General features: G+C 37.5%; 20 protein-coding genes. 12 read left to right on the forward strand and 8 right to left on the reverse strand.

The features are described from left to right. Positions 1 to 79 precede the first annotated feature (79 nt). The 5 genes from LIV57_RS03390 to LIV57_RS03410 form a co-directional block, all read right to left on the reverse strand. Positions 80 to 2767, reverse strand: a complete 2688-nt coding sequence (locus tag LIV57_RS03390) for a PD-(D/E)XK nuclease family protein (protein WP_227941421.1) — start codon at positions 2765 to 2767, stop codon at positions 80 to 82. Continuing rightward, positions 2764 to 3300 (reverse strand): DUF922 domain-containing protein, encoded by a 537-nt coding sequence (locus LIV57_RS03395; protein WP_137903962.1) that lies wholly within the window; start codon positions 3298 to 3300, stop codon positions 2764 to 2766. The genes LIV57_RS03390 and LIV57_RS03395 overlap by 4 nt, the downstream gene beginning before the upstream one ends. Continuing rightward, a complete protein-coding gene (locus LIV57_RS03400; protein WP_227941422.1) occupies positions 3300 to 3704 on the reverse strand; it encodes a hypothetical protein in 405 nt (134 codons plus the stop codon). Before LIV57_RS03400 ends, LIV57_RS03395 begins: the two co-directional genes overlap by 1 nt. 62 nt (positions 3705 to 3766) lie before the next feature. After that, the gene (gene rsmG / locus LIV57_RS03405; protein WP_227941423.1) at positions 3767 to 4402 is read right to left on the reverse strand and encodes a 16S rRNA (guanine(527)-N(7))-methyltransferase RsmG; all 636 of its coding nucleotides are present in this window, start codon (positions 4400 to 4402) and stop codon (positions 3767 to 3769) included. Between the two features lie 98 nt (positions 4403 to 4500). Continuing rightward, positions 4501 to 5838: a M20/M25/M40 family metallo-hydrolase gene (locus tag LIV57_RS03410; RefSeq protein ID WP_227941424.1), complete on the reverse strand. Its 1338-nt coding sequence runs from the start codon at positions 5836 to 5838 to the stop codon at positions 4501 to 4503. Positions 5839 to 6084: 246 nt separating this feature from the next. Here LIV57_RS03410 and LIV57_RS03415 point away from each other — a divergent pair, with 246 nt between their 5' ends. The 5 genes from LIV57_RS03415 (at position 6085) to LIV57_RS03435 (ending at position 11716) form a co-directional block, all read left to right on the forward strand. Then, positions 6085 to 7278, forward strand: coding sequence for a pyridoxal phosphate-dependent aminotransferase (locus tag LIV57_RS03415; RefSeq protein WP_227941425.1), 1194 nt, complete (start codon positions 6085 to 6087; stop codon positions 7276 to 7278). A gap of 33 nt (positions 7279 to 7311) precedes the next feature. Next, positions 7312 to 10251, forward strand: a complete 2940-nt coding sequence (locus LIV57_RS03420; RefSeq protein ID WP_227941426.1) for a M16 family metallopeptidase — start codon at positions 7312 to 7314, stop codon at positions 10249 to 10251. Between the two features lie 149 nt (positions 10252 to 10400). After that, positions 10401 to 11033 (forward strand): peroxiredoxin, encoded by a 633-nt coding sequence (locus LIV57_RS03425; RefSeq protein WP_002980000.1) that lies wholly within the window; start codon positions 10401 to 10403, stop codon positions 11031 to 11033. Between the two features lie 126 nt (positions 11034 to 11159). Next, the gene (locus LIV57_RS03430) at positions 11160 to 11468 is read left to right on the forward strand and encodes a thioredoxin family protein (protein WP_227941427.1); all 309 of its coding nucleotides are present in this window, start codon (positions 11160 to 11162) and stop codon (positions 11466 to 11468) included. Continuing rightward, entirely contained in the window at positions 11468 to 11716 is a 249-nt protein-coding gene (locus tag LIV57_RS03435) for a DUF6952 family protein (protein ID WP_002980002.1), read from the forward strand. Before LIV57_RS03430 ends, LIV57_RS03435 begins: the two co-directional genes overlap by 1 nt. 774 nt (positions 11717 to 12490) lie before the next feature. Here the strand turns inward: LIV57_RS03435 and LIV57_RS03440 are convergent. The 3 genes from LIV57_RS03440 to LIV57_RS03450 are packed head-to-tail and all read right to left on the reverse strand — an operon-like array spanning position 12491 to position 14734. Further along, complete coding sequence (locus LIV57_RS03440; RefSeq protein ID WP_110008636.1) at positions 12491 to 13180, reverse strand: Bax inhibitor-1 family protein; 690 nt, start codon at positions 13178 to 13180, stop codon at positions 12491 to 12493. 37 nt (positions 13181 to 13217) lie between these two features. Continuing rightward, the gene (locus tag LIV57_RS03445) at positions 13218 to 13652 is read right to left on the reverse strand and encodes a peptidylprolyl isomerase (RefSeq protein WP_227941428.1); all 435 of its coding nucleotides are present in this window, start codon (positions 13650 to 13652) and stop codon (positions 13218 to 13220) included. Positions 13653 to 13699: 47 nt separating this feature from the next. Then, positions 13700 to 14734, reverse strand: coding sequence for an acyl-CoA reductase (locus tag LIV57_RS03450; protein ID WP_227941429.1), 1035 nt, complete (start codon positions 14732 to 14734; stop codon positions 13700 to 13702). A 59-nt stretch (positions 14735 to 14793) separates the two neighbouring features. Here LIV57_RS03450 and LIV57_RS03455 point away from each other — a divergent pair, with 59 nt between their 5' ends. From LIV57_RS03455 to LIV57_RS03485, 7 genes are all read left to right on the forward strand, one after another. Beyond that, the gene (locus LIV57_RS03455) at positions 14794 to 15144 is read left to right on the forward strand and encodes a 4Fe-4S binding protein (RefSeq protein ID WP_002980006.1); all 351 of its coding nucleotides are present in this window, start codon (positions 14794 to 14796) and stop codon (positions 15142 to 15144) included. A 106-nt stretch (positions 15145 to 15250) separates the two neighbouring features. Continuing rightward, positions 15251 to 16315: a 3-phosphoserine/phosphohydroxythreonine transaminase gene (gene serC, locus LIV57_RS03460; RefSeq protein WP_110008633.1), complete on the forward strand. Its 1065-nt coding sequence runs from the start codon at positions 15251 to 15253 to the stop codon at positions 16313 to 16315. A gap of 123 nt (positions 16316 to 16438) precedes the next feature. Beyond that, entirely contained in the window at positions 16439 to 17404 is a 966-nt protein-coding gene (locus LIV57_RS03465; protein ID WP_227941430.1) for a D-2-hydroxyacid dehydrogenase, read from the forward strand. Positions 17405 to 17406: 2 nt separating this feature from the next. Continuing rightward, positions 17407 to 18651, forward strand: a complete 1245-nt coding sequence (locus LIV57_RS03470) for a DUF1015 domain-containing protein (RefSeq protein WP_137903953.1) — start codon at positions 17407 to 17409, stop codon at positions 18649 to 18651. A 54-nt stretch (positions 18652 to 18705) separates the two neighbouring features. Continuing rightward, positions 18706 to 20109: a M28 family peptidase gene (locus LIV57_RS03475; protein WP_227941431.1), complete on the forward strand. Its 1404-nt coding sequence runs from the start codon at positions 18706 to 18708 to the stop codon at positions 20107 to 20109. A 2-nt stretch (positions 20110 to 20111) separates the two neighbouring features. Then, on the forward strand, positions 20112 to 21470 hold the full coding sequence (locus LIV57_RS03480) for a M20/M25/M40 family metallo-hydrolase (protein WP_227941432.1): 1359 nt from the start codon (positions 20112 to 20114) through the stop codon (positions 21468 to 21470). A 3-nt stretch (positions 21471 to 21473) separates the two neighbouring features. Continuing rightward, positions 21474 to 22832 carry a M20/M25/M40 family metallo-hydrolase gene (locus LIV57_RS03485; protein WP_227941433.1) on the forward strand — a complete coding sequence of 453 codons (1359 nt, stop codon included), beginning with the start codon at positions 21474 to 21476 and terminating at the stop codon, positions 22830 to 22832. Positions 22833 to 22848 lie beyond the last annotated feature (16 nt).

The following is a 22848-nucleotide window of genomic DNA, read 5'->3' on the forward strand; positions in this document are numbered from 1 at the left end:
TTTCGTGAAGTAAACGATTCTAAGCCAGCTTATTTATTAAGAATAAACAGAGAGAAAAAATATACTAAGACTAAAATTTTTAATATGTTTTTATCGTTTCCACGAAATTGATATCCGGATTCAGGATTTCAAGGATAAGGCTTTTCACAGATTTCATGGCATCATCAATATTTCCTTTATCAAACTGCAGGGCAACCATTCCCTTTCTGGCATCTGCAAAACTCCAGATTCCGGTTTCAATCGGGAAACCCCAAAACTCAGGAAGGTGCTGTACTACGTAATGATAAATACAAAGCTGAAGAGCCTGCTTCCTGTCGCTGTTATGGAAATATTCATCTACGTTATCCTGATCGATCTTTACAGTAAGATTTTTAGTCCTGGCGGTTTTATAATCAATAATTCTCAGAGTACCATTCAGTTTATCAATCCTGTCAATGAATCCGAAGAAAGAAATTTTATCATTTCCCTCAAGAGGAAAATCTATATTTTCGAACCTTCTTTCAATATCAATAATCTCCAGTTTATTGCCTTGCTTTATGAGTTCAAGATCATGATTCAACACATTTTCAATGACCTTTTTAGCAATGGCTTTATGGATATAATTCATTCCTTTTTCGTAGAATTCCGGCTGGTGTTTCAGCTTTTCAATAGCGATATTTATATATTCATCTACTGCTTTAACTGAATTTTTTAAATCGCTTTCTTTTAAAACCTTACCTTTCAATACCTCATACACTTCTTGAAGTGAATAATGAACCAGATTTCCGTAATTTTTTATCGACAGTTCTTCTTCAATTTCATCTGTTTCCGAAGTGTTTAAAATCTTGGAAAGGTAGAAATCAATCGGATTGTAAAGATAACTCGTCAGGTGGGAAGCAGAGACTTTTTCCTTCCATTTCTGAAGACGTTCCTGTACGATTTGTGTCTTGGAAATTTCTATCGGTTTGGTGGCAATAGGTTCTGAAGAATTTTCAATAATGACATGTTCAATATCATGAGTACTCTCCATTTCGAGCTGCGTAATAAAGCGGCTCTTCTCTCCGGTATTCACTCCGGAGCTTAAAGCGTTATACAGCAAATGGACATTCTTCGCATCCTGAATCAGCCTGTAAAAGTGATAAGCGTAAATACTGTCATTTTCAAGGAAGGTATGCAGGTCAAAGAACCTTCGGATATCAAAAGGAATATAGGTATTCTGTGAGTTTCCAAGCGGGAGTTTTCCTTCGTTGACAGAAAGCAGAATAACGTTTTCAAAGTTCAGGAGACGCGTTTCCAGTAATCCCATAATCTGAAGTCCTCGTAATGGTTCTCCCTGAAAATCGATACTTTCAGAATTGATATGCTGATTGATCAGGATTTCCAGCGTTTCCATTTTGATCTCAATATTGTAAGGAGTCAGCTGGTTTTTAATGATTCTGAAGGCGTTTTCAAAGTGAGAGACATTCTCATACTGAATATCATCTATTTCAAGCCATTTTACCTGCTGGCAGAACTCAATAAGCATATCCAGATAACCGTTGGTTCCTGTTGCTTTCTGAAGAAGGCCATAATAAGACAGGCCGCCCAGCAGTTCATGTAAAAGTTTTCTGGAAATATAAACGATATTCCGCTCTTCTACTTTAGCTTTAAACTCATTGATAATCTGTTCATCTTCTAGAGATTTCGGCAGTTCTTCCAAAATAGGAAAGACATCTCTGTAATAATAAGACAGTTTGTTTTTTTCCAATTGCTTCTGCAGGTAGAAAAGACGTTTCACTGCATTGGAGAAAGACAAATTTTTCAACGGAAATCCCATTGTAATATTCAAATTATCAACACCATGCATCACATCAAGACTGGCTGGAAGAAGGTTTTCATCCAGGAGTACAACTGCCGTATTGGAGTAGGTTTTATTATTGATCTCTTTAAAGATCTCAGGCAGTACTTTGGTCTGGGTTACATTCCCGGACACTTCGTATACCTTAATTTTTTTAGGTTGATTAAAATCGTCTTCTATCCATTGAAAAGCTCTGTTATCATCAAATTCTTTCCATGTTTTATGATTTCTAAGGAATTTTCCGGCTTCCTGTCTTTCATCATTAAAATAATAACGGTCTGCCTGAAAGAAACACTGCGCTTTATTCCAGTGTAAAAGGCTTCTTACCAGCTTTTCTTCTACCGGAGTAAAGGCATTGAACCCACAAAAAACAAATTCTTCTTTGGTATTTTTCGCAAAATCAGCAATTCTGGCTTTAGCCGCCTCATGAATCATTCCGGAAGTAGCCCAGTTTCTCTCCTGCAGTCTCTCCTTTAAAACCGGGAGAAAAACATTCATATTCTGCCAGAAATTAAGAAACTTCTTTCTTGGAACATCGTCATCCTCACCAAGGTCCTGAGCCCATTCTTTGATTCTTTCTTCATCAAACATATACTGCAGAACTGCCTGGTCGCTATCTGAGAATTTCAGGATATCATCCCAGTCTTTCTGTAAGGTGGGAAACCATTTCAGAAAATCGGAAAAATCATCTCTTGGGATAAGATTCAGGCTTCGGTACACATCAAAAGAGAAAAGCCACAGCGGAATTCCCTGAATCGTCTGTTGATCGGCAATTTTATTGATGAGTTCCTCTATTGTAAAAAAGTTCGGAAGAAATCCTGAGTAATTATTTTCTTCCAGAATCTGTCTGATAAACACAATGGGACGTTTTCCGGGCAGAATGATATTAAACGCAGAAAGATCCGGGTTTTGTGCTAACAGTTCGTGGATGATCTTATTGAGGAATTTCAAAGGGCTTGGTAGCTTTTTAAGTTGTCGAGTTGTTCAGAAATCGACTGATTATATTCGGTTTGTTTTTCTTTATCAAGTCCATGACGGGTTTCTCTGTCGTAGGCCATCTGGAAATTCTTATAATCAACGGATATTCCGTCGTAAATTGCTCTAAAATATTTGTTGTAGTCTCCTGAATTTTTGATTTTTTCAGCAACTGCTTTTCTGAATTTTCTTACAAACAATTCTGCAATATCAAAATGCTTCTGCTCATGAAGGAGAATATAATCATTCATTCTTTTGGCATCTTTCCATGATTTATCTTCATGAAACAGTGTTTTAATAGTAATGGCAACCGGTGCTTTGGGATCGGAAGATTTTTCAGCATAAAATTCCCATCCACAATGGGTGTATGCTGCCACATCAGGATTCTTTTTTTTGTTAACCGGACTTTTAAAGTTATCCCAGGTTAGCTTTTTGCCTTCCTCCCAGAAAATTTTCTGCCCGTACACCACCTGCGCTGCCAGTAAACACAATACAAAAGTCAATCTCATTATTCTACTACAATGGTTTTTGTAATCCAGCTGTTTCCTCCATTCCAGAATTTAAAAGTATAGGTTCCTTTGCTTTGCGGGCTGAAGTTAATCTGATTTGCTCCCACATATTTCCCTTGTGTACAAGGGCCGTTGGTAATATATTTATAGGAAGTAACTGTTCTTTCCAGGTTATTATTGTAAACATAATCATATCCGTAAAAGCCTTCACAGTGAGACGGATAGGTGGAATACGTTTTTATGCTCTGTATCGCGTAAACGTCCATGGTATCATTAACAATTTTTACGCTGTCTATCTTGATTTTATCAATAGATTCGATGGTATGGTAATCATCATCATTACACGAAACCAGAAGCACGCCCAACAGGAATACTGAAGATCCAATATTTAAAAGTTTTTTCATAACCTTTACTTTTCTGATTATTAACAAATATTAGCAAAAATTATTCCTTATTTACATAAAAATCAGGAATTAAAATTACCTTTTGATACATAAACTACTTTCTTGGTATCAAAAAATTCTTCATCAAAATAGTGTTTAAGATTGAATATTTCACATTTAATTCCGGCAAGTTCTTCAGCAAGATCACCGCCTTTTAAATATAAAATTCCGTTGTGTTTAGGATTAAACTGTTCTTTTTCAAATTTCCCTTTCAGCCATCTTAAAAATTCCGGCATCTGGGTTACTGCTCTGCTGACTACAAAATGGAATTTTTCTTTCAGCTTCTCTGCTCTTCCATGAATAGCGGTAACATTGGTTAATCCAACTCCGTCTGCCACAGCCTGTACCACACTGATTTTCTTCCCAATAGAATCAATCAGGGTAAATTCTACTTCAGGAAAAAGAATCGCCAGAGGAATCCCCGGAAAACCACCTCCGGTTCCGATATCCAAAACTTTGGTTCCCGGTGCAAATTCCATCACTTTTGCAATTCCCAAAGAGTGCAGAATGTGCTTTTCATACAGTGATTCCATATCTTTTCTGGAAATTACATTGATCTTTTCATTCCATTCATTGTACAGATTTTCCAATTTGGAGAACTGTTCTATCTGTTTTTCAGTAAGATCCGGGAAATATTTTAATAGTAACGATGCAGACATGTGAATTATTATAAACCGCAAAAATAAGTTTTATTTCTCTTGTATTCAAATCAACTTTTCCTGATCCTGATGTAAATTCTGGTTTTCAGCACAATCCGTCACTTTGCAATTCCTGGTATAACAGGCACGCTCAGATTTCCTGACGGGCTCACGCTCTGTACAGCGAAAATATAATTGTCTTTAGAAAGTGGAACTTTCATAGAAAATCCTGTCGTGAAGATCTTTTTCTGCCACACCGCACTGTCTGTTTCTCTTGCCAGCACATAATATCCTGCAGGGATTCCGGATTTTGATTTTTCCCAATGTAAAGTAGTGGAATTTGTCAGCTCCTTTACATCCATTTCAACTTTCTCCGGTTTTGAAGGAGATTTTGCAAGATTGGCAAGGACAGCAACATTGGCCGCAACATTCTTTTTCAGATATTTAAAATCGATAAATTCAGGAAGATCGCCGTACTGCTTATTGTTTTCTGTTCTTATATCCTGATGCTGATGGTCGTAATTTTCATAATACTCGGTCAGTCTTACAGAAGGAAATCCGTTATTCACAAAGCTGGTGTGATCTCCTCCGCGCAGAAATCTGTCATTTCTGTAGATCAGTTTGATCTCCAGCCCTTTCACATATTCTTCCGTAACTTCTTTGATATAACGGGCCAGCTGTCTGGATTCACTATCGTTTTCAAAACCAAGATTCCTAATCATCATCGCTTTTTTATCCAGATCTTTGTAAGGCAGGCCTTCGCTGAATACACGAAGTATACGGGTGTTGATCTCTCCTGTTTCTCCTGCTTTGGGATTACCGATCATATCATTATTAAGAACCGCTTCCAGCTGCAGATTTTCTCTTTTCATTTTTTCAGCCAACTGTTTAGATCCCAACAATGACTGTTCTTCACCGGAAAATGCTACAAAAATAATTGAAGCAGGAAATGAAGATCTGCTCAATATTCTGGCCGATTCTATGACAGCACTTACTCCGCTGCCGTCATCATTAGCTCCCGGTGCTGCGGAAGTTCTGTTCATCACATCAGTTACTCTTGAGTCAAGATGTCCTCCGATCAGGAAAATTCTTTTGTCATTTGGATCTGTTCCTTTCAGAAAAGCAACAGCATTCCCAAGGTTTACTGCTTTGTCAATTCGTTTTCCATCCGGCTGAATATCTTCCTGCTGCAGATACACTTCCATTCTTCCACCCGAATTTTTAGCATAATCATTGAATTTTCTGATCACCCAGTTCCTTGCCGCACCTATTCCACGCTTTGGGTCATCTGTTGAACTTAAGGTATGCCGGGTTTCAAAGCTTACCAACTTCCCGATATATGATTTTAATGAATCTTCATTCACCTGCGAGACATATTTTTTCACTTCATCATCTTTTGAATGTTTTTGAGAGAACAAAGAACATGAAACGAGCAATAAAAAAACAGAATATTTCATAGAAGCGGTCTTAGATTGTTTAAAGATACAAAACACTAAGCCGCAAAATGATTTCTTACAATAATTTATTTTGAATTCAATTTTTAACTAAATAAGATTAATTCAAACTCCTACTTCAAAATAAAATATTTTTATCATCCAAAGACAATTTGACAAAAACCTGATAAAAATCTTTAAAACACCCCTATTTTTATTACCTCCACACCACGTTTTTATTATATATTTGTTAAAATTCAAAAAAATACAATGGATAAACTTTCAGATAGAGTAAAAAGATTAGGATACTCACAGACATTTGTTATGTCAAACAAAGCCAGAGAAATGAAAGCCAACGGAATAGATGTGATCAGTTTAACTCTTGGCGAGCCGGATTTCGATGTTCCGGACAATATCAAACAGGCAGCATTCGATGCCATCAATCAAAATTACAGCCACTATTCTCCGGTTCCGGGATTTCTGGAATTGCGTGAGGCTATTGCTTATAAATTAAAAAGGGATAATAATCTGGAATACAAACCTTCCCAGATCTGTGTTTCCAACGGAGCCAAACAGGCTATTATCAATGTTCTGGCAGCTATTATCAATGATGGCGATGAAGTTCTTCTTCCAGCACCTTACTGGGTAAGTTATGATGAGATGGTAAAAATGATGGGCGGAACTTCCGTAATACTTCCTACCTCGTATGTTACCGATTTCAAAGTGACTGCCGAACAGCTTGAAGAAGCTATTACAGAGAAAACCAAAGCGGTACTTTTCAGCTCGCCATGTAATCCGTCAGGAGGATACTACACTTATGATGAATTGAAATCGATCGCCAAAGTAATTGCCAAATACCCTCAGATAACGATCATTTCTGATGAGATTTATGAATACATCAATTACGAAACGAATACCACTTCGATTGCCCAGTTTCCTGAAGTCTATGAACAGACAGCCGTAATCAACGGAATGTCAAAGGCTTTCGCTATGACAGGATGGAGAATCGGGTATTCCGCATGTCCTGAATGGCTGGCAAAAGCTTGTGAAAAAGTACAGGGACAGATGACCAGCGGGGCCAATACGGTAGCACAGAGAGCGTCTATCGTTGCTCTGAAAGCAGACCCTTCCGAATACAGATACATGATTGATGCCTTCAAAAAAAGAAGAGATCTTGTCTATGAACTGATCAAAGAAATCCCGGGATTCAAAGTGGTGCTTCCAAAGGCAGCCTTCTATTTCTTCCCTGATATTTCGTACTATATCGGAAAAACCCTAGATGGAACAGAAATTAAAAATTCTGACGACTTTGCCATGTTCCTTCTGGAAAATGCTCATGTTGGATGTGTAGGCGGATTCTCTTTCGGAAGTCCGGAATGTATCAGATTCTCTTATGCTGCTTCTGAAGAAGATTTAAGAGAGGCTATGAAACGGATTAAAGACTTGTTGGAGAAATTCAATTAACAAAAAACTAATAACCCAAATAAAACGACAGCAATGAATCTGTTAAAAAAACTAACCATCGCTACAAGTATTGCCGCTGCAAGTTTTGCCGGATATGCTTTTGGCCAGGATTTCCAGTGGAAAGAAGCTACTTCGAACGGCTACAAGTACAGGTACGTAACCAATGACCCTACTTCTGCAAGGTATTACACTTTGAATAACGGATTAACAGTTATTTTAAGTCCGACCAACAAGGATCCGAGAATCCAGACGTATATCGCCACAAAAGCAGGAAGTAAAACAGATCCTGCTGACCACACCGGCCTTGCCCATTATCTGGAGCATATGCTTTTCAAAGGAACAAATCAGTTCGGATCTAAAGACTGGGCAAAAGAAAAGCCTCTTTTAGATCAGATTGATGCTCTTTACGAAAAGTATAACCAGACTAAGGACGAAGCCAAAAGAAAAGAAATCTACAAAGAAATTGACAGAGTTTCAGGAGAGGCTGCAAAATTTGCAATCGCCAATGAATATGATAAAATGATGGCCGGTATGGGAGCTGATGGCACCAATGCCTTCACTTCTTTTGAACAAACGGTGTACACGGAAGATGTACCTGCGAATGTTCTTGACAAATTCCTTGCAGTACAGGCTGAACGATTCAGGGAACCGGTTCTGAGGCTTTTCCACACAGAGCTTGAGGCTGTATACGAAGAAAAAAACAGATCTCTTGATGATGATGGTGATAAGGTTTTTGATACGATGTTTGCCAACCTTTTCCCTAACAACAATTACGGAAAACAAACCACCATCGGAACCATTGAGCACCTGAAAAACCCTTCTCTGCATGCCATCAGAGAATATTATAACAATTATTATGTTCCTAATAACATGGGAATCATCATGTCCGGAGATTTTAATCCGGATGAAGTGATTGCAAAAATTGACAGGGCTTTCTCTTATATGAAGCCTAAAGCAATCCCTGAATATAAAGTTGGACAGGAAAAACCGATCACTGCTCCGGTTGTAAAAGAAGTGGTAGGACCTAATCCTGAAAACGTAATGCTTGGTTTCAGATTTCCGGGAGCTTCTACAAAAGACGCCAGAATGCTGAATCTTGTTGGAAATATGCTTACCAACGGACAGGCAGGGCTGATCGATCTTGATCTGGTAAAAAAACAGAAATTACTGGGTGCATACGCTGGTTCTTATGCATTGAAAGATTATTCCGTTTTACTTTTACAGGGTAAACCCACTGAAGGGCAATCTCTGGATGAAGTAAAGAATCTTCTTCTTCAGGAAATTGACAAACTGAGAAAGGGCGAATTTTCTGACGACCTGATTCAGTCTATCGTTAACAACGAAAAGAAAGGGATCATTCAAAAAGATGAAAAATACTCAACCAGAGCAAGTATTCTGATGGATGAATTCACTTCGGACGTTGACCACAAAACATCGCTGGAATATGTGGACGAAATTTCAAAACTGACGAAAAAAGATATCATGGATTTCGTATCCAAGTATCTTCAGAACAATAACTACGTTGCAGTTTACAAAAGAAAAGGCGAAGATAAGAGCATTGTAAAAGTTGACAAACCAACGATTACTCCGGTTTCCGTTAACAGAGAAGATCAGTCTCCTTTCCTTAAAAAAATCGACGGGATGCCTGAAAACCCTATCGCTCCGGTATGGTTGAATTATGACAAAGACATCGCTAAAAACAAATTAGCTGATGTGGATGTACTTTCTGTAAAAAACACTGACAACGCGCTGTTCAGAATGTATTACCACTTTGATTCAGGAAAATGGAACAATAAAATTCTTCCATTGGCAGCAGAATATCTTCAGTATCTGGGAACGAAAGACAAATCTTCGGAGATCATCAGTAAGGAGTTCTACAAACTTGCCTCAAGCTTCAATGTGAGTGCAGGAAACGAGGAAACTTACGTATCACTGGAAGGTCTGAATGAAAACTTTGATAAAACCATTTCCTTATTTGAGGATTTGATTAAAAACTGTCAGGCAGATCAGGCTGCTCTTGATGCTTACAAAACAAGACTGAAGAAAGCCAGAGCCAATGCAAAACAGAATAAAGGAGTAATTATGGCCGGATTGAGAAGTTATGCCCAATACGGTCCTCAAAACCCTTTCAACAATGTACTGAGCGATGCTGAGCTTGACGCATTGAAAGCAGAAGACTTAATTAATGTTCTTCATGATCTGTTCAATTTCAAACACAAAGTATTGTACTATGGACCCAAATCAGGAAATGAAGTAGTTGCAGCTTTGAAACCTGTCCACAAACTTCCTGCAGCCCTGAAAGATCTGCCTAAGTCTAAAACTTTTGCGCAGATCCCGACAGACAAGAACAAAGTATTATTTGCTCATTATGACATGGTGCAGGCAGAGGTATTCTGGGTAAGAAATTCTGATCCGTACAATGCATCCACTACTCCAACGGTAAGTTTATTCAACAACTATTTCGGGGGAGGAATGGGATCCATTGTTTTCCAGACCATCAGAGAATCTAAGGCGCTTGCCTACTCCACGTATTCTTACTTTGCCCTTCCAAGCAAGAAAACAGATAAGGATATGATCATGGCGTACGTAGGAACACAGGCAGACAAATTCAATGAGTCTACAACAGCCATGAATGAGCTTCTGACTACCCTTCCGAAATCTGAGCAGTTATTCGAAACAGCGAAAAGCGGATTGAAAAAATCTATTGCCTCTGAAAGAATCACACAGGACGGAATCATCTTCTCTTATCTGAAATCTCAAAAGCTTGGAAACAACTTTGATATGAGAAAGAATGTGTATGAACAGGCTCCAAAACTGTCTTTCACAGATATCAATTCTTTCCACGATAAAGAGATGAAGAATAAAAACTACACCTACTGCCTTGTCGCTTCTCAGGACAAAGTGAATGAGGCCGATATGCAGAAATTAGGCGAAGTAAAAAAACTTAATTTAACTGAAATATTTGGTTATTAAAATAAACAAAAAGTCCTGTTAAACAGGGCTTTTTTATTTAACAACATGCTAAAAACAATTATAGATTTTATTTATCGATTTAAGTTTGTTCGATAGATGAATCTTTTATATATTTGCATAAGAAATTTAAATATAAAAACAGAAAAATTATGTCTTTAGTAGGAAAAAAATTCCCAAACTTAACAATTGACGCAATGTCTGAGATGGGTGACGATTTAAGAATCAACATCCTTGATGAAGCAGTAAACAACCAGCAAAAAGTTCTTTTATTCTGGTACCCTAAAGATTTCACTTTCGTATGCCCTACTGAGCTTCACGCTTTCCAGGAGGCTTTAGGTGAGTTCGAAAAAAGAAACACTAAAGTAATCGGTGCATCTTGTGATACTAACGAAGTACACTTCGCTTGGTTGAACACTCCAAAAGATAACGGAGGAATTGAAGGAGTAACTTACCCGCTTTTAGCTGATACTCACAGACAATTGGCTAACACATTAGGAATTGTTGATCAGGATTTTGAATATGATGAAGATGGAAACGAAGTTTTCACAGGTTCTAACGTAACTTACAGAGCAACTTACCTTATCGACGAAACCGGAAAAATTTTCCACGAAGCGGTAAACGATATGCCTTTGGGAAGAAACGTAAAAGAATTCTTAAGATTAATCGACGCTTACACTCACGTACAGAAACACGGTGAAGTATGCCCTGCAAACTGGGAAGAAGGAAAAGAAGCAATGAAAGCTGACAGAACTTCTACTGCAGAATACTTAGCTAAGAACTAATATAATGTGTTAATTTGAAAATGAGATAATTTGAAAGTTAATCTCATGATTATTAAAAGTTATCTCATTTTCTTCTTTACAAAACATTGACACATTTTCAAATTAACAAATTTTCAAATTACGATCATGTACACAGAATTAACCGAAGATACATTACAAAATATAGTGAACGACAATGAAAAGGTAGTTGTTCAGTATGGCGCGACATGGTGCGGAAACTGCAGAATCATGAAGCCGAAATTCAAAAAATTAGCCTCTGAAAATGATTCTATTCCATTTTTATATGTAGATGCAGAAAAACTGCCTGAAAGCAGAAAATTAGCAAAAGTAGACAACTTACCTACCTTCGCGATTTTTAAAAACGGAAAACTGGTTAACCAGGTTCAGTCTAACCAGGCAGAAAGTTTAATTAACCTTTTTAATGAATTAGCATAATGAAATTACCCGTAATCAGACAGTTTTATCAGAATCAGACTCCTGAAAACCTTGAAAAAACATTAGAAGTACTGGAAAGTTTCTGCGAGTTCAGAGGAACAAGTGAAGAAGATCTGAATGTTGCAGGAGAATTGATTACCAACATCTGCGGAGCTCTGGAAGTTCACGCCAACGTACAAAACGGAATGAGCGAGAAAGATGCATTAAACTCTTTTGCTCAGAAGGTTTTAGGATCAATCGACAAATAACATCTTGCGATTATTTCCAATCAAAAGATGATAAAAAAAACACAATATACAATACCTGAGGTTTTCCTCATTACTATACTTTTTTCTATTCTTTAGAATCTTTATTTTCAACTGTAAAATGTACTTCAAAGGACTTTAACCGGTCACATGAAGCTGGAAGTTGTATGAAAAATTGTAAAGAATAACCAATTAAAATCCCGGTGATATTTTTCATCAGGATTTTTTGGGTTTTTGGTTTACAACACAAATAGCACAAATATTTTTCACAAATTTCACCAATATTATAATTCATTTATATGCAAGCACCGGTGTCAATGTAGAATCTGTGGATACTTATAAATTTCGGCTAAAGCCAATGGATAATGGATTTTTAAGTAAGCGGGCTTCCTTCGTCTACGCTCTGGATTATAGCCCGTTCCTATTGATCTTATTAATTTGTGTTTATTTGTGAAAATATTTGAGACATTTGTGTTTAATTTTTAAAAACCTCAAATAACACAAATAAATACACGCAAGCATCCGTGTTAATCTGTGGGATCTGTGGGCAAAAATATATTTAAATATTATTATAAGTTTTCGGCTAAGCCAATGGATAATGGATTTTTAAGTAAGCGGGCTTCCTTCGTCTACGCTCTGGATTATAGCCCTTTCCTATTGATCTTATTAAATTGTGTTTATTCGTGAAAACATTTGTGAACTTTGTGTTTAAATAAAAAAGAAATCCCGATGAAAAATCACCGGGACTATATTTTTAAAGCTAAGACAACTTATCAATTAGTTTCTTCTGCTCATCAGAATACTCAGAATATACCAGAATAAAAGCATAATCGAAGCAAAAAGCTGTAATGCTGCTCCTACGTATTGGTTAGTTCCAAATGAATCTTTTAATTTGCTTGTCTGATATAGAATAGTAGCTGAAGCTAAAATTACCATTCCTACCGAAAACCACAGTCCAAGGTTAAAGCCAAAGATCATCCCTCCTACAATCAGTCCAATGGAAATAAATCCACCGATTACAATGATATTTCTTAAGAAAGAAAAATCTCTTTTAGAAGTGAATGCTACTGCAGAAATACCTGCAAACATAGCAACAGTTAACGTCGCAGCCTGGAAGATCACATTTGCTCCACCTTCAATATTTGTTGCAATAAATAGCAGAGGCATAAAGATAATGGCTTCCAGCAGAATGTAAAATCCTAATCCTAAATATTGGGTAGATTTGCTTTGTGAAAGCGACCATTTAGAAGCCAAAACAGAAGCCAGCCAGAAAACCCCGATAATCAATAGCCAGATATATCTCTGACCAAACATCATCGCAATCAATTCTACCGGAACCGTTTTTAATAATATCGTTTCCACTCCAATAAATGCAAGAATCGATAAAGCAACATGCAAATACGTCTTCTTGTAAAAATTCGCCTTCTCCACATCTGAAGAATGGGCGACTAAAACATCTGTCATCATAGTTAATATTTTTTTGTTAATCGAAAATAAATTCCTTCTATTTCGCAGGTAAAACCCCCAAAATCTTACCGTCATCTTCAAATACCGCTGTAATCGCTTCTTTGGAAGATTCTCCTGCGTATTTATATTTAATACTTGGATGATTGATGCCATCCATTGTTTTATAATATCCTGCCTTTAAAATTTCAAGCTTTTTATTGGGATCAATGCCATCTTTGACTTTCTTAAGTACATCATCCGTCACAATTTCCTTTACTTTCTCAGAAAGCAAACCATCAATAGTCTTACGGTCAGAAGCCTGTAAGGCCTCAACAAACTTAAGAAAGTTATCATTATACAAATTAACCTTCTCCTTGCTTATACTGGCCTGCTGTTCTTTTTTGGGACTGTTTTCAACCTTTGCACCGGTTACTTTCTGTGCAAAAATCAACTGTGCGCCCACAAGAGCCAGTCCCAGCAATAATTTTTTCATAGTATTCATTTTTGTTCTGGTGAAATAAGTGATGGAAGATACGAAAATCAGACCAGTTCTAAAAATTTCATTGTATCTACATTATCTGCATAGGTATCAAGTCCCGGATTTTGTGCTTCTCCAAACGGAATCGCATTCATTTCCAATTCTTCTTTTGCCACAACGCACTGAATATTTTCTTCATTTTCTGCAATAAAGCTTTTCACATCATCCAAGGATTCATATCTGCTGAAGTTGATTACAGAAAGCGGACTGAACAGCTTATCATCCTCTTTCAGCATCACAAAATTATTATCCCAGAATTTATCCTGATTTAAAAGATAAACTGCTCTGTTATAATCATAATTGTTGGCATATTTGTTATGATTGATAATATCCTGGAATCCTAAGAAGTTCTCAAACAGCCTGTCAATCACAAAATCCTGCGGAATAAAAATTCTCGTTACATTTCTGCATCCCAATCCGAAATACTGGAAAATATCTTTTGCTAAAAGCTGCAGTTCTTCATCCGTTTCGTCTCCCTTCAACACCGCCACAGAAGTTCTGTTCTTACGGATAATATTTAAGTGATTTTTAAAATAATATTCCAGATATCTTGCCGTATTATTACTTCCTGTTGCAATAACGGCATCAAAATTTTCTAATTTTTCAACAAATTCAAAAACTACATTCCCATTGGAAAACTCATTCCATTTCTTCAATAAAAACGGAATCATATACTTATCTTTTGAAGACAGCTTAATGACAGGAACATGATTGCTTAAAACAACAGAAATCACATCATGAAACCCTACTAAAGGGATATTTCCTGCTAAAATAAGTCCAACTCTCTTTGAAATTTTAGAGATTGAATAATTTCCAAGCCAGTTTTTGATGTTTTCTTCAGTCAGAAGATCTGTCCATTGCTGTAAAGCAAATTTCTGATTATCAATAGTAAACCACGGATTCTCTATTTCTGACCTTTTCAACAATAATTCAATATCAGAATCATCTTCATTGTGATCTTCCGGTTTCTTCGCTAAAAACGCTTTTATATAATCACTTAATTTAATAAGTCCTAAAACTTGATTTTCGGTATTCATAATTACTGTAAAATTGGGTAAAATTTTGTAATTTTGTGCAAATTTAAAAAAAATTAGCGATGGCTATTAAAATAACTGATGAATGCATTAACTGTGGGGCTTGTGAACCTGAATGCCCAAACAATGCAATATATGAAGGAGCTGTAGATTGGAAAGCTTCTGACGGTACGGCTCTTCAAGGTACAATTACTCTGCCGTCGGGACTTACTGTAGATGCCAATGCACCACAGGAACCTGTAAGTGATGATGTCTATTTCATTGTAACAGATAAATGTACAGAATGTAAAGGATTCCACGAAGAACCTCAGTGTGCAGCTGTATGTCCGGTAGACTGCTGTGTGCCAGACGAAGATCATGTAGAATCTGAAGAAGCTCTTCTTAATAAAAAAGCATTCTTACACGGCGAATAAAAAATTCCGTCTCATTTCCGTGAGGCGGTTTTTTTGACCCAAAATCCAATAAATCAAAATAAAGCTGAAGGATATTGAAATCCCAAAGCACCCAAAAAATAAAAATATGAACAAAAAGCACAACTTCAGCGCAGGACCATGTATTTTACCACAGGAAGTATTTGAAAAATCAGCACAGGCTATCCTTGACTTTAACGGCATCGGATTGTCTCTTCTTGAAATTTCTCACAGAAGCAAGGATTTCGTTGCGGTAATGGACGAAGCGCGTGCCATTGTAAAAAGATTGATGAATCTTGGTGATGATTATGAGGTACTTTATTTAGGAGGCGGAGCCAGCCTGCAGTTTGCAATGGTTCCTTACAACCTGATGAAAGTAGGTGGAAAAGCCGCTTACCTGGATACAGGAACATGGGCAGCAGGAGCCATCAAAGAAGCTAAAAAAGTAGGAACGGTAGATGTGGTAGGTTCTTCAAAAGAAGAAAATTATTCTTTTATTCCTAAAGACTATACTGTTGGTTCAGAATACGATTATTTTCACTGTACTTCCAACAATACCATCTACGGAACTCAAATGAAATCTTTCCCTGAAGTGGATACGCTGATGGTATGTGATATGAGTTCTGATATTTTCTCAAGACAGCTGGATTTTTCAAAATTTGATCTGATCTATGCCGGTGCTCAAAAGAATATGGGACCTGCAGGAGTTACTTTAGTGGTTATTAAAAAAGAAATTCTTGGTAAAACAGGAAGAGAAAATATGTTTTCTATTCTGGATTATTCCCAGCACATTGCTAAAGAATCCATGTACAATACGCCTCCGGTATTTCCTGTATATGCTTCTTTACTTACCCTTCAGTATCTTGAAAGAAACGGAGGAATTGCTGCTGCAGAACAAAGAAATGAAGCTAAAGCTAAGCTTTTATATGATGAAATCGACAGCAACCCGTTATTTGAAACTTTCTGCGTAAAAGAAGACCGTTCGTTAATGAATGTTTCTTTCAAAATTACAGACGAAAGCAAGAAAGAAGAATTTGACAATGCATGGAAAGCAGCAGGGATCAGCGGCTTAAACGGACACAGAAGTCTTGGCGGTTACAGAGCAAGTTTATACAACGCTCTGCCTATTGAAAGCGTACAGGTTTTGGTAGATGTAATGAAGTCTTTCAAATAAATTAAATAGTAAAAAATTCAAAGATTGAAAGAATTAAGGGCAGTTCATTAAAATTTATTAATTTGCGCCCCAGTTTTAAAATGTTGAAATGGTAATTCTTTCAATCTTTAAATCAAATAATTCATGAAAGTTTTAGCAAACGACGGAATTTCAAAAGCAGGAGAAAACACTTTAAAAGAAGCCGGAATTGATATTCTGGACAATAGAGTGGCTCAGGATCACGTTATTAATTTTATCAACGATAATAATGTGGATGTTCTTCTGGTAAGAAGTGCAACGAAAGTGAGACAGGATCTGATTGATGCGTGCCCCGGCCTTAAAATCATTGGAAGAGGCGGCATCGGAATGGATAATATTGATGTGGAATATGCCAGAAGTAAAGGTATTAAAGTAATCAATACTCCCACAGCATCCTCAAAATCAGTGGCAGAACTGGTTTTTGGCCACTTTATTTCACTGGCAAGATTCCTTCACGAATCCAACAGACTGATGCCTCTGGAAGGAGAAACTCATTTCAACGCCATGAAAAAGTCATTCAGTAATGCGTATGAACTTTCAGGAAAAACATTAGGAGTAATCGGCTTTGGAAGTATTGGCCAGGAAGTTGTAAAAATAGGAATCGCTTTAGGAATGAAAGTAACTGTTCTGACCAGAAGCCCGAAAACAGAAGTTCTTACGCTGAACTTCTTCAACGGACAGTCTGTGAACTTTGAAATCACTTCCACCAATGATATGGCTGCATTCCTTAAAGATGCAGACTTCATCAGTATCAATACGCCGAAAACGAATGAGTATATTATAGACACCCCTCAGTTTGAAAAAATGAAAGATGGAGTTTATATTGTAAATACTGCAAGAGGCGGTGTCATCAATGAAGTGGCACTTATCGATTTTATTGAGTCGGGAAAAGTAGCCGGAGCAGCACTGGACGTTTTTGAAAACGAACCCAATCCGGAACTGCCTTTACTGATGAATCCCGCATTATCACTTTCCCCTCATGTAGGAGGCAATACAGTGGATGCGCAAGAGAAAATCGGTGTCGAACTTGCAGAACAAATTATTAAGCTACAAAAAGAAACTATAAGATAAATATGCCTGTTTTTAAACCTTTCCGTGGAATAAGACCTCATAGAGACTTTGAGAGTACTTTCCCTACCCATCCACTGGATAATTTCACCCAGGAAGAGATTGCGGAGAAAGCTCAAGTTGAAAATACTTACATCAATATGATTAAACCCTATGTTGTAAGTAAATCTAAAGATATTGACCGGAACCTGCGAAAGATCCGTTCTACCTTTGAAGAACTTCTGGAAGAAAAGAAATTGGTCCAGGACAATTCGTCTTACTATCTTTATGAGCAGATCTATCCCAACAAACAGATGTTCAGAGGACTTCTGGGATTGGCAAGTATTGAAGATTTCTGGAATGGAAAAATCAAGAGACATGAAAGTACCATCCCGCAGAAAAAGGAGAAACTGGCTCACTACCTTGAAAAAGTAAATCTGCAGGCAGAACCTGTACTTCTTACCTACCCTGCCAATTCAAAAATTGAATTGCTGATGAACCATGAAGAAAAAAATGTTCCTATCTTCAACCATGTGGATTCTATGGGTATCAGACATAAAATCTGGAGAATAGACAATCGTCTGAAGCTTCAGCAGTTTAAAGAAGTGATTGATCAGATAGATTCATTTTATATTGCTGACGGGCATCACAGAATTGGTTCCACAGCAATGAATGCCAAATACCATAAGGAGAAAAACAAAAAACATAACGGTACAGAGCTTTACAACTTTGTGTATAGTTTCATTGTTTCCAACCAGTCAATAAAGATTCATGACTACAACAGAATCTTACACGATCTGAATGGTATTTCTCCGGAAGATTTCCTGAAAGAACTTGAAAAATATTTCCTGATTCACGAAAAAGGAGAAACATCGTACTACCCTTCTCAGAAATTCCATATCTCCATGTATATGGATGGGAAGTTCTACTCTCTTCACGTAAAGCACGATCTCCGTTCGAAAGAAATGTCTCTGGATAACCTGGATCACCACCTTTTAGACAAATATATTTTCAAAAATATCCTGAAAATTGAAGATCCGGACAGCTCTGAACTTATTTCTTATGTAAAAGGAACTTCCAACATCAACGGAATCAATCTTTTGAAAGAAAAAGTAGACAATGGTGAAGGTAAAGTTGGCTTTGGAATTTATCCTGTAAGTTTTAATGATATGATTAAAATTTCAGACCTGAAATTAAGCATGCCTCCAAAATGTACATTTATTGAGCCAAAATTAATTACAGCCTTGTTAATGTACGACATGAAACCTTAATAAATTACTATTTTTTTCCTACTTTTATCAATGGAAAAGATAAGTAAATAATAAATGAAAAAAATATTCATTATACTTCCACTCTTTTTGAGTGGATTTTTATTTTCTCAAAAAAAACCACAAAAAGGCCCGGCAAAAAAAGGTACTGTTGCCAGATTTAATTATCACGATGAGTTCAGAAAAATTTCAGATGAAATTATGACCAACGGCACCGCTTATGATAATCTCGGGGAACTTACCAAAAGAATCGGTCCCCGCTTCAGCGCCACTCCCGGTTATGCAAAAGCTGTAGAATGGGCTGAAAAAAAGTTTAAGGAAATTGGTATTAATATGATCTGGAGGCAGGAAGCTAAAGCGCCGGTCTGGATCAGAGGAAAAGAATCTTTACAGATCAAATCCGGAAATGGAGATTGGAAAAACATCAGAATGCTTTCTTTCGGAAACTCTGAAGGAACTGGAGGAAAAGATCTGACAGGTGAAGTTGTTTTAATCAATTCCACATCAGAACTTAATGCCATGTCGCTGGGACAGTTAAAAGACAAAATAGTTTTTGTAAATGTGCCTATGGACCCGAGGGTTATCAATACAAGCGATTCTTATTTACAGGCAGCAAAATCAAAATTAATTTCCGCTTCGGTAATTGCCAAGACAGGTGCAAAAGCCTTAATTATAAGGTCACTGACCACCGCCAATGATGATACTCCTCATGCCAAAATGATCTACTACGAACCAGATGATAAAATTAAAATTCCGGCTTTATCAATTGGCGTAAGATCTGCAGATGAGCTGGAAAAAACATTGAAAAAACAGAAAGTGACTGCGAAAATCAATATGACCGCAGAATCAAAAGGTGATACTACGAATCCTAATATCATTGCTGAAATTCAGGGTAAAAAAGACTCTAAAGTAATTGTTTTAGGCGCTCAGCTTGATTCATGGGATATTGGCGAAGGTGCCGTGGATGACGGAACAGGCGTTGTGCAGTGTATTGAAGTGCTAAGAACGCTGAAAGCGCTTGGATATGAAAACAACCATACGATCCGCGTTGTTTTGTATGCCAACAGTGAAAATGGCGGGCAAGGCCGTGAGATGTATGCTGCTTATGTAAAAAAGAAAGACGAAAAACATGTATTTGCCTTAGGAACCGATGCCGGAGGTTATTCTCCCCGTGGATTTTCATTAGATATGTCCCCGCAGAGAAGAAGACTGGTTTATCCCTGGAAAGAATATTTTCTGCCTTATGGCGTTTATGATTTTGACCAGACAGAAGCCATTCAGGATATTTCACCTTTGAAAAAACTGGATATTCCCTTGGCAGAACTTGTCGTAGACACCCAGAGATATTTTGATTATCACCACTCCGAACAGGATACTTTTGACAAAGTAAATAAAAGAGAGCTTCTTCTTGGAGCTGTCGCCCTCACACAGATGATTTTTATGGTTGATAAAAACTGGTAACAATGAAAAAGATAACAGGAACTTTATTACTTCTTTTTGGAATGGCAGCATTTGGTCAGTCTAAAGAAGATTCTGTCCAGTTCAGAAAAATCTCTACAGAAATTCTGAACAACGGAAAAGGATACAATGAACTGAGAGAACTTACCAAAGCTATAGGAAACCGCCTCAGCGGGTCAGAAGCGTATGAAAAATCAGTTCAGTGGGCAGCACAGAAACTTCGTGATGCCGGAGCTGACAAAGTATGGCTACAGGAAGTGATGATTCCGGTTTGGGTAAGAGGAAAAGAATCATTACAGATTAAAACTTCTAATGGAAAATGGAACAGTGTAAAAATGCTTTCCCTTGGAAATTCTGAAGGAACCGGAGGAAAAGATGTTTCCGGAGAAATCATCATGGTAAAATCACTGGAAGAATATGATCAGCTTCCTGCTGAAAAAGTGAAAGATAAAATTGTGTTTTTCAACTATTCTTTTAGTCAGGAAAATGTACAGACATTCATTTCTTATCGTGATGCAAACCCCTACAGAAGAACTGCCGCTTCATTAACGGCTAAAAAAGGAGGAAAATTTGCCATCGTCAGGTCTCTTTCCTCTGCTTTCGATGATGTTCCGCACACAGGAAACATGCGTTATGACGAAAATATTTCCAAAATACCAGCCATAACAATCGGAAATACATCAGCTGATGAACTTGAAGCAGTATTAAAAAATCAAAAAGTCACCGCAAAGCTTAATTCCAATTGCGGAATGAAAGGAGAAAAGCTTTCCCACTCTGTTATTGGTGAAATTACAGGTAAAAAAGATCAAAGTGTTATTGTTGTGGGCGGACATCTTGATTCCTGGGATGTCGGCGAAGGAGCCCATGATGACGGAGCAGGAATTGTGCAGAGCATTGAAGTATTAAGAACCTTTAAAAAATTAGGGATTCAGAATAATCATACGATCCGCGCCGTTTGTTTTGCCAACGAAGAAAATGGAACAAAAGGCGGAAAACAATATGGTAAGATGGTCAAGGAAAATAACGAGAAACATATTTTCGCCATTGAATCTGATGCAGGAGGTTTTTCACCACGCGGAATTTCCCTCGAAATGGATGAACCTCAAAGAAACCAGATCAAAAGCTGGGTGAATCTGTTTTTGCCTTATGGCGTTTACAACTTTGAAGGAAAATATTCAGGGTCGGATATTGCCCCGCTTCATGAAATGGGAGTTCCTACAGCTGAACTCGTTCCTGATCCGCAACGTTATTTTGATATTCACCATACCGAAGAAGACACTTTTGAAAAAATCAACCGGAGAGAATTATTATTAGGTTCTACGGTGATGACACAACTTATTTATATGATTGACAAAAATTGGTAAACAATGAAAAAGATAGTAGGAACTTCATTATTACTTTTTGGAATGGCTGCATTTGGCCAGTCTAAAGAAGATTCAGTCCAGTTCAGAAAAATCTCTACAGAAATCTTGAACAACGGAAAAGGATATACAGAGCTTAGAGAGCTTACAAAAAATATAGGCCACCGCTTAAGCGGATCCGAAGCCTATGAAAAGTCTGTAAAATGGGCAGAACAGAAACTTCGTGATGCCGGAGCTGATAAAGTATGGCTTCAGGAAGTGATGATTCCTGTCTGGGAAAGAGGAAAAGAATCTCTGCACATCCAGACTCCCAACGGAAAATGGAAAACCCTTAAAATGCTTTCCCTTGGGAATTCTGAAGGAACAGGAGGAAAAGATGTTTCGGGAGAAATCATCATGGTAAAATCGATGGAAGAATATGACAGACTTCCTGCTGAAAAAGTGAAAGATAAAATCGTGTTCTTCAACTACCCTTTCAGCCAGTCATTTGTAGAGACTTTCAAAGCCTATGGTGATGCTGCAAAATACAGAACAACTGCAGCTTCTTTAACCGCTAAAAAAGGAGGCAAATTTGCCATCGTAAGATCTCTGTCCTCTGCTTTTGATGATGTGCCTCACACCGGAGCAATGCGTTATGAAGACAAAGTTTCCAAAATCCCTGCGGTAGCCATTGGAAGCACGACAGCAGATGAACTGGAAGCTTTACTGAAAAAACAGAAAGTTAATGCAAAACTTAACTCCAACTGCGGAATGAAAGGAGAAAAGCTCTCCCACTCTGTTATTGGGGAAATCACAGGTAAAAAAGACCAGAGTGTTATTGTTGTCGGCGGACACCTTGATTCCTGGGATGTAGGTGAAGGAGCCCACGATGACGGAGCCGGAATTGTACAAAGCATTGAGGTTTTAAGAACCTTTAAAAAGCTGGGTATTCAGAATAACCACACCATCAGGGTTGTTTGTTTCGCCAATGAAGAAAACGGAGTAAAAGGCGGAATACAGTATGGTAAAACGGTAAAAGAGAAAAACGAAAAGCATCTTTTTGCTATTGAAACAGATGCCGGAGGCTTTGCCCCAAGAGGCATTGCTCTGGATATGGATGATGCGAAAAGAAATCAGATTAAAAGCTGGTCGAATTTATTCCTTCCTTACGGAGTTTATAATTTTGAAGAGCGGTTTTCAGGAACAGACCTTTATCCGCTTCACGACATGGGAATTCCAGCTGCTGAGCTGATGCCGGATTCACAGCGATATTTCGATATTCACCACACAGAAGAAGATACTTTTGAAAAGGTGAACCGAAGAGAGCTTTTATTAGGAGCCACCGCTTTGACTCAGATTATTTATATGATTGATAAAAACTGGTAAAATATGAAACCGTCTT

Origin of the sequence: Chryseobacterium sp. X308 (assembly GCF_020733145.1) — a bacterium.
Classification (GTDB): Bacteria; Bacteroidota; Bacteroidia; order Flavobacteriales; family Weeksellaceae; genus Chryseobacterium; species Chryseobacterium cupriresistens.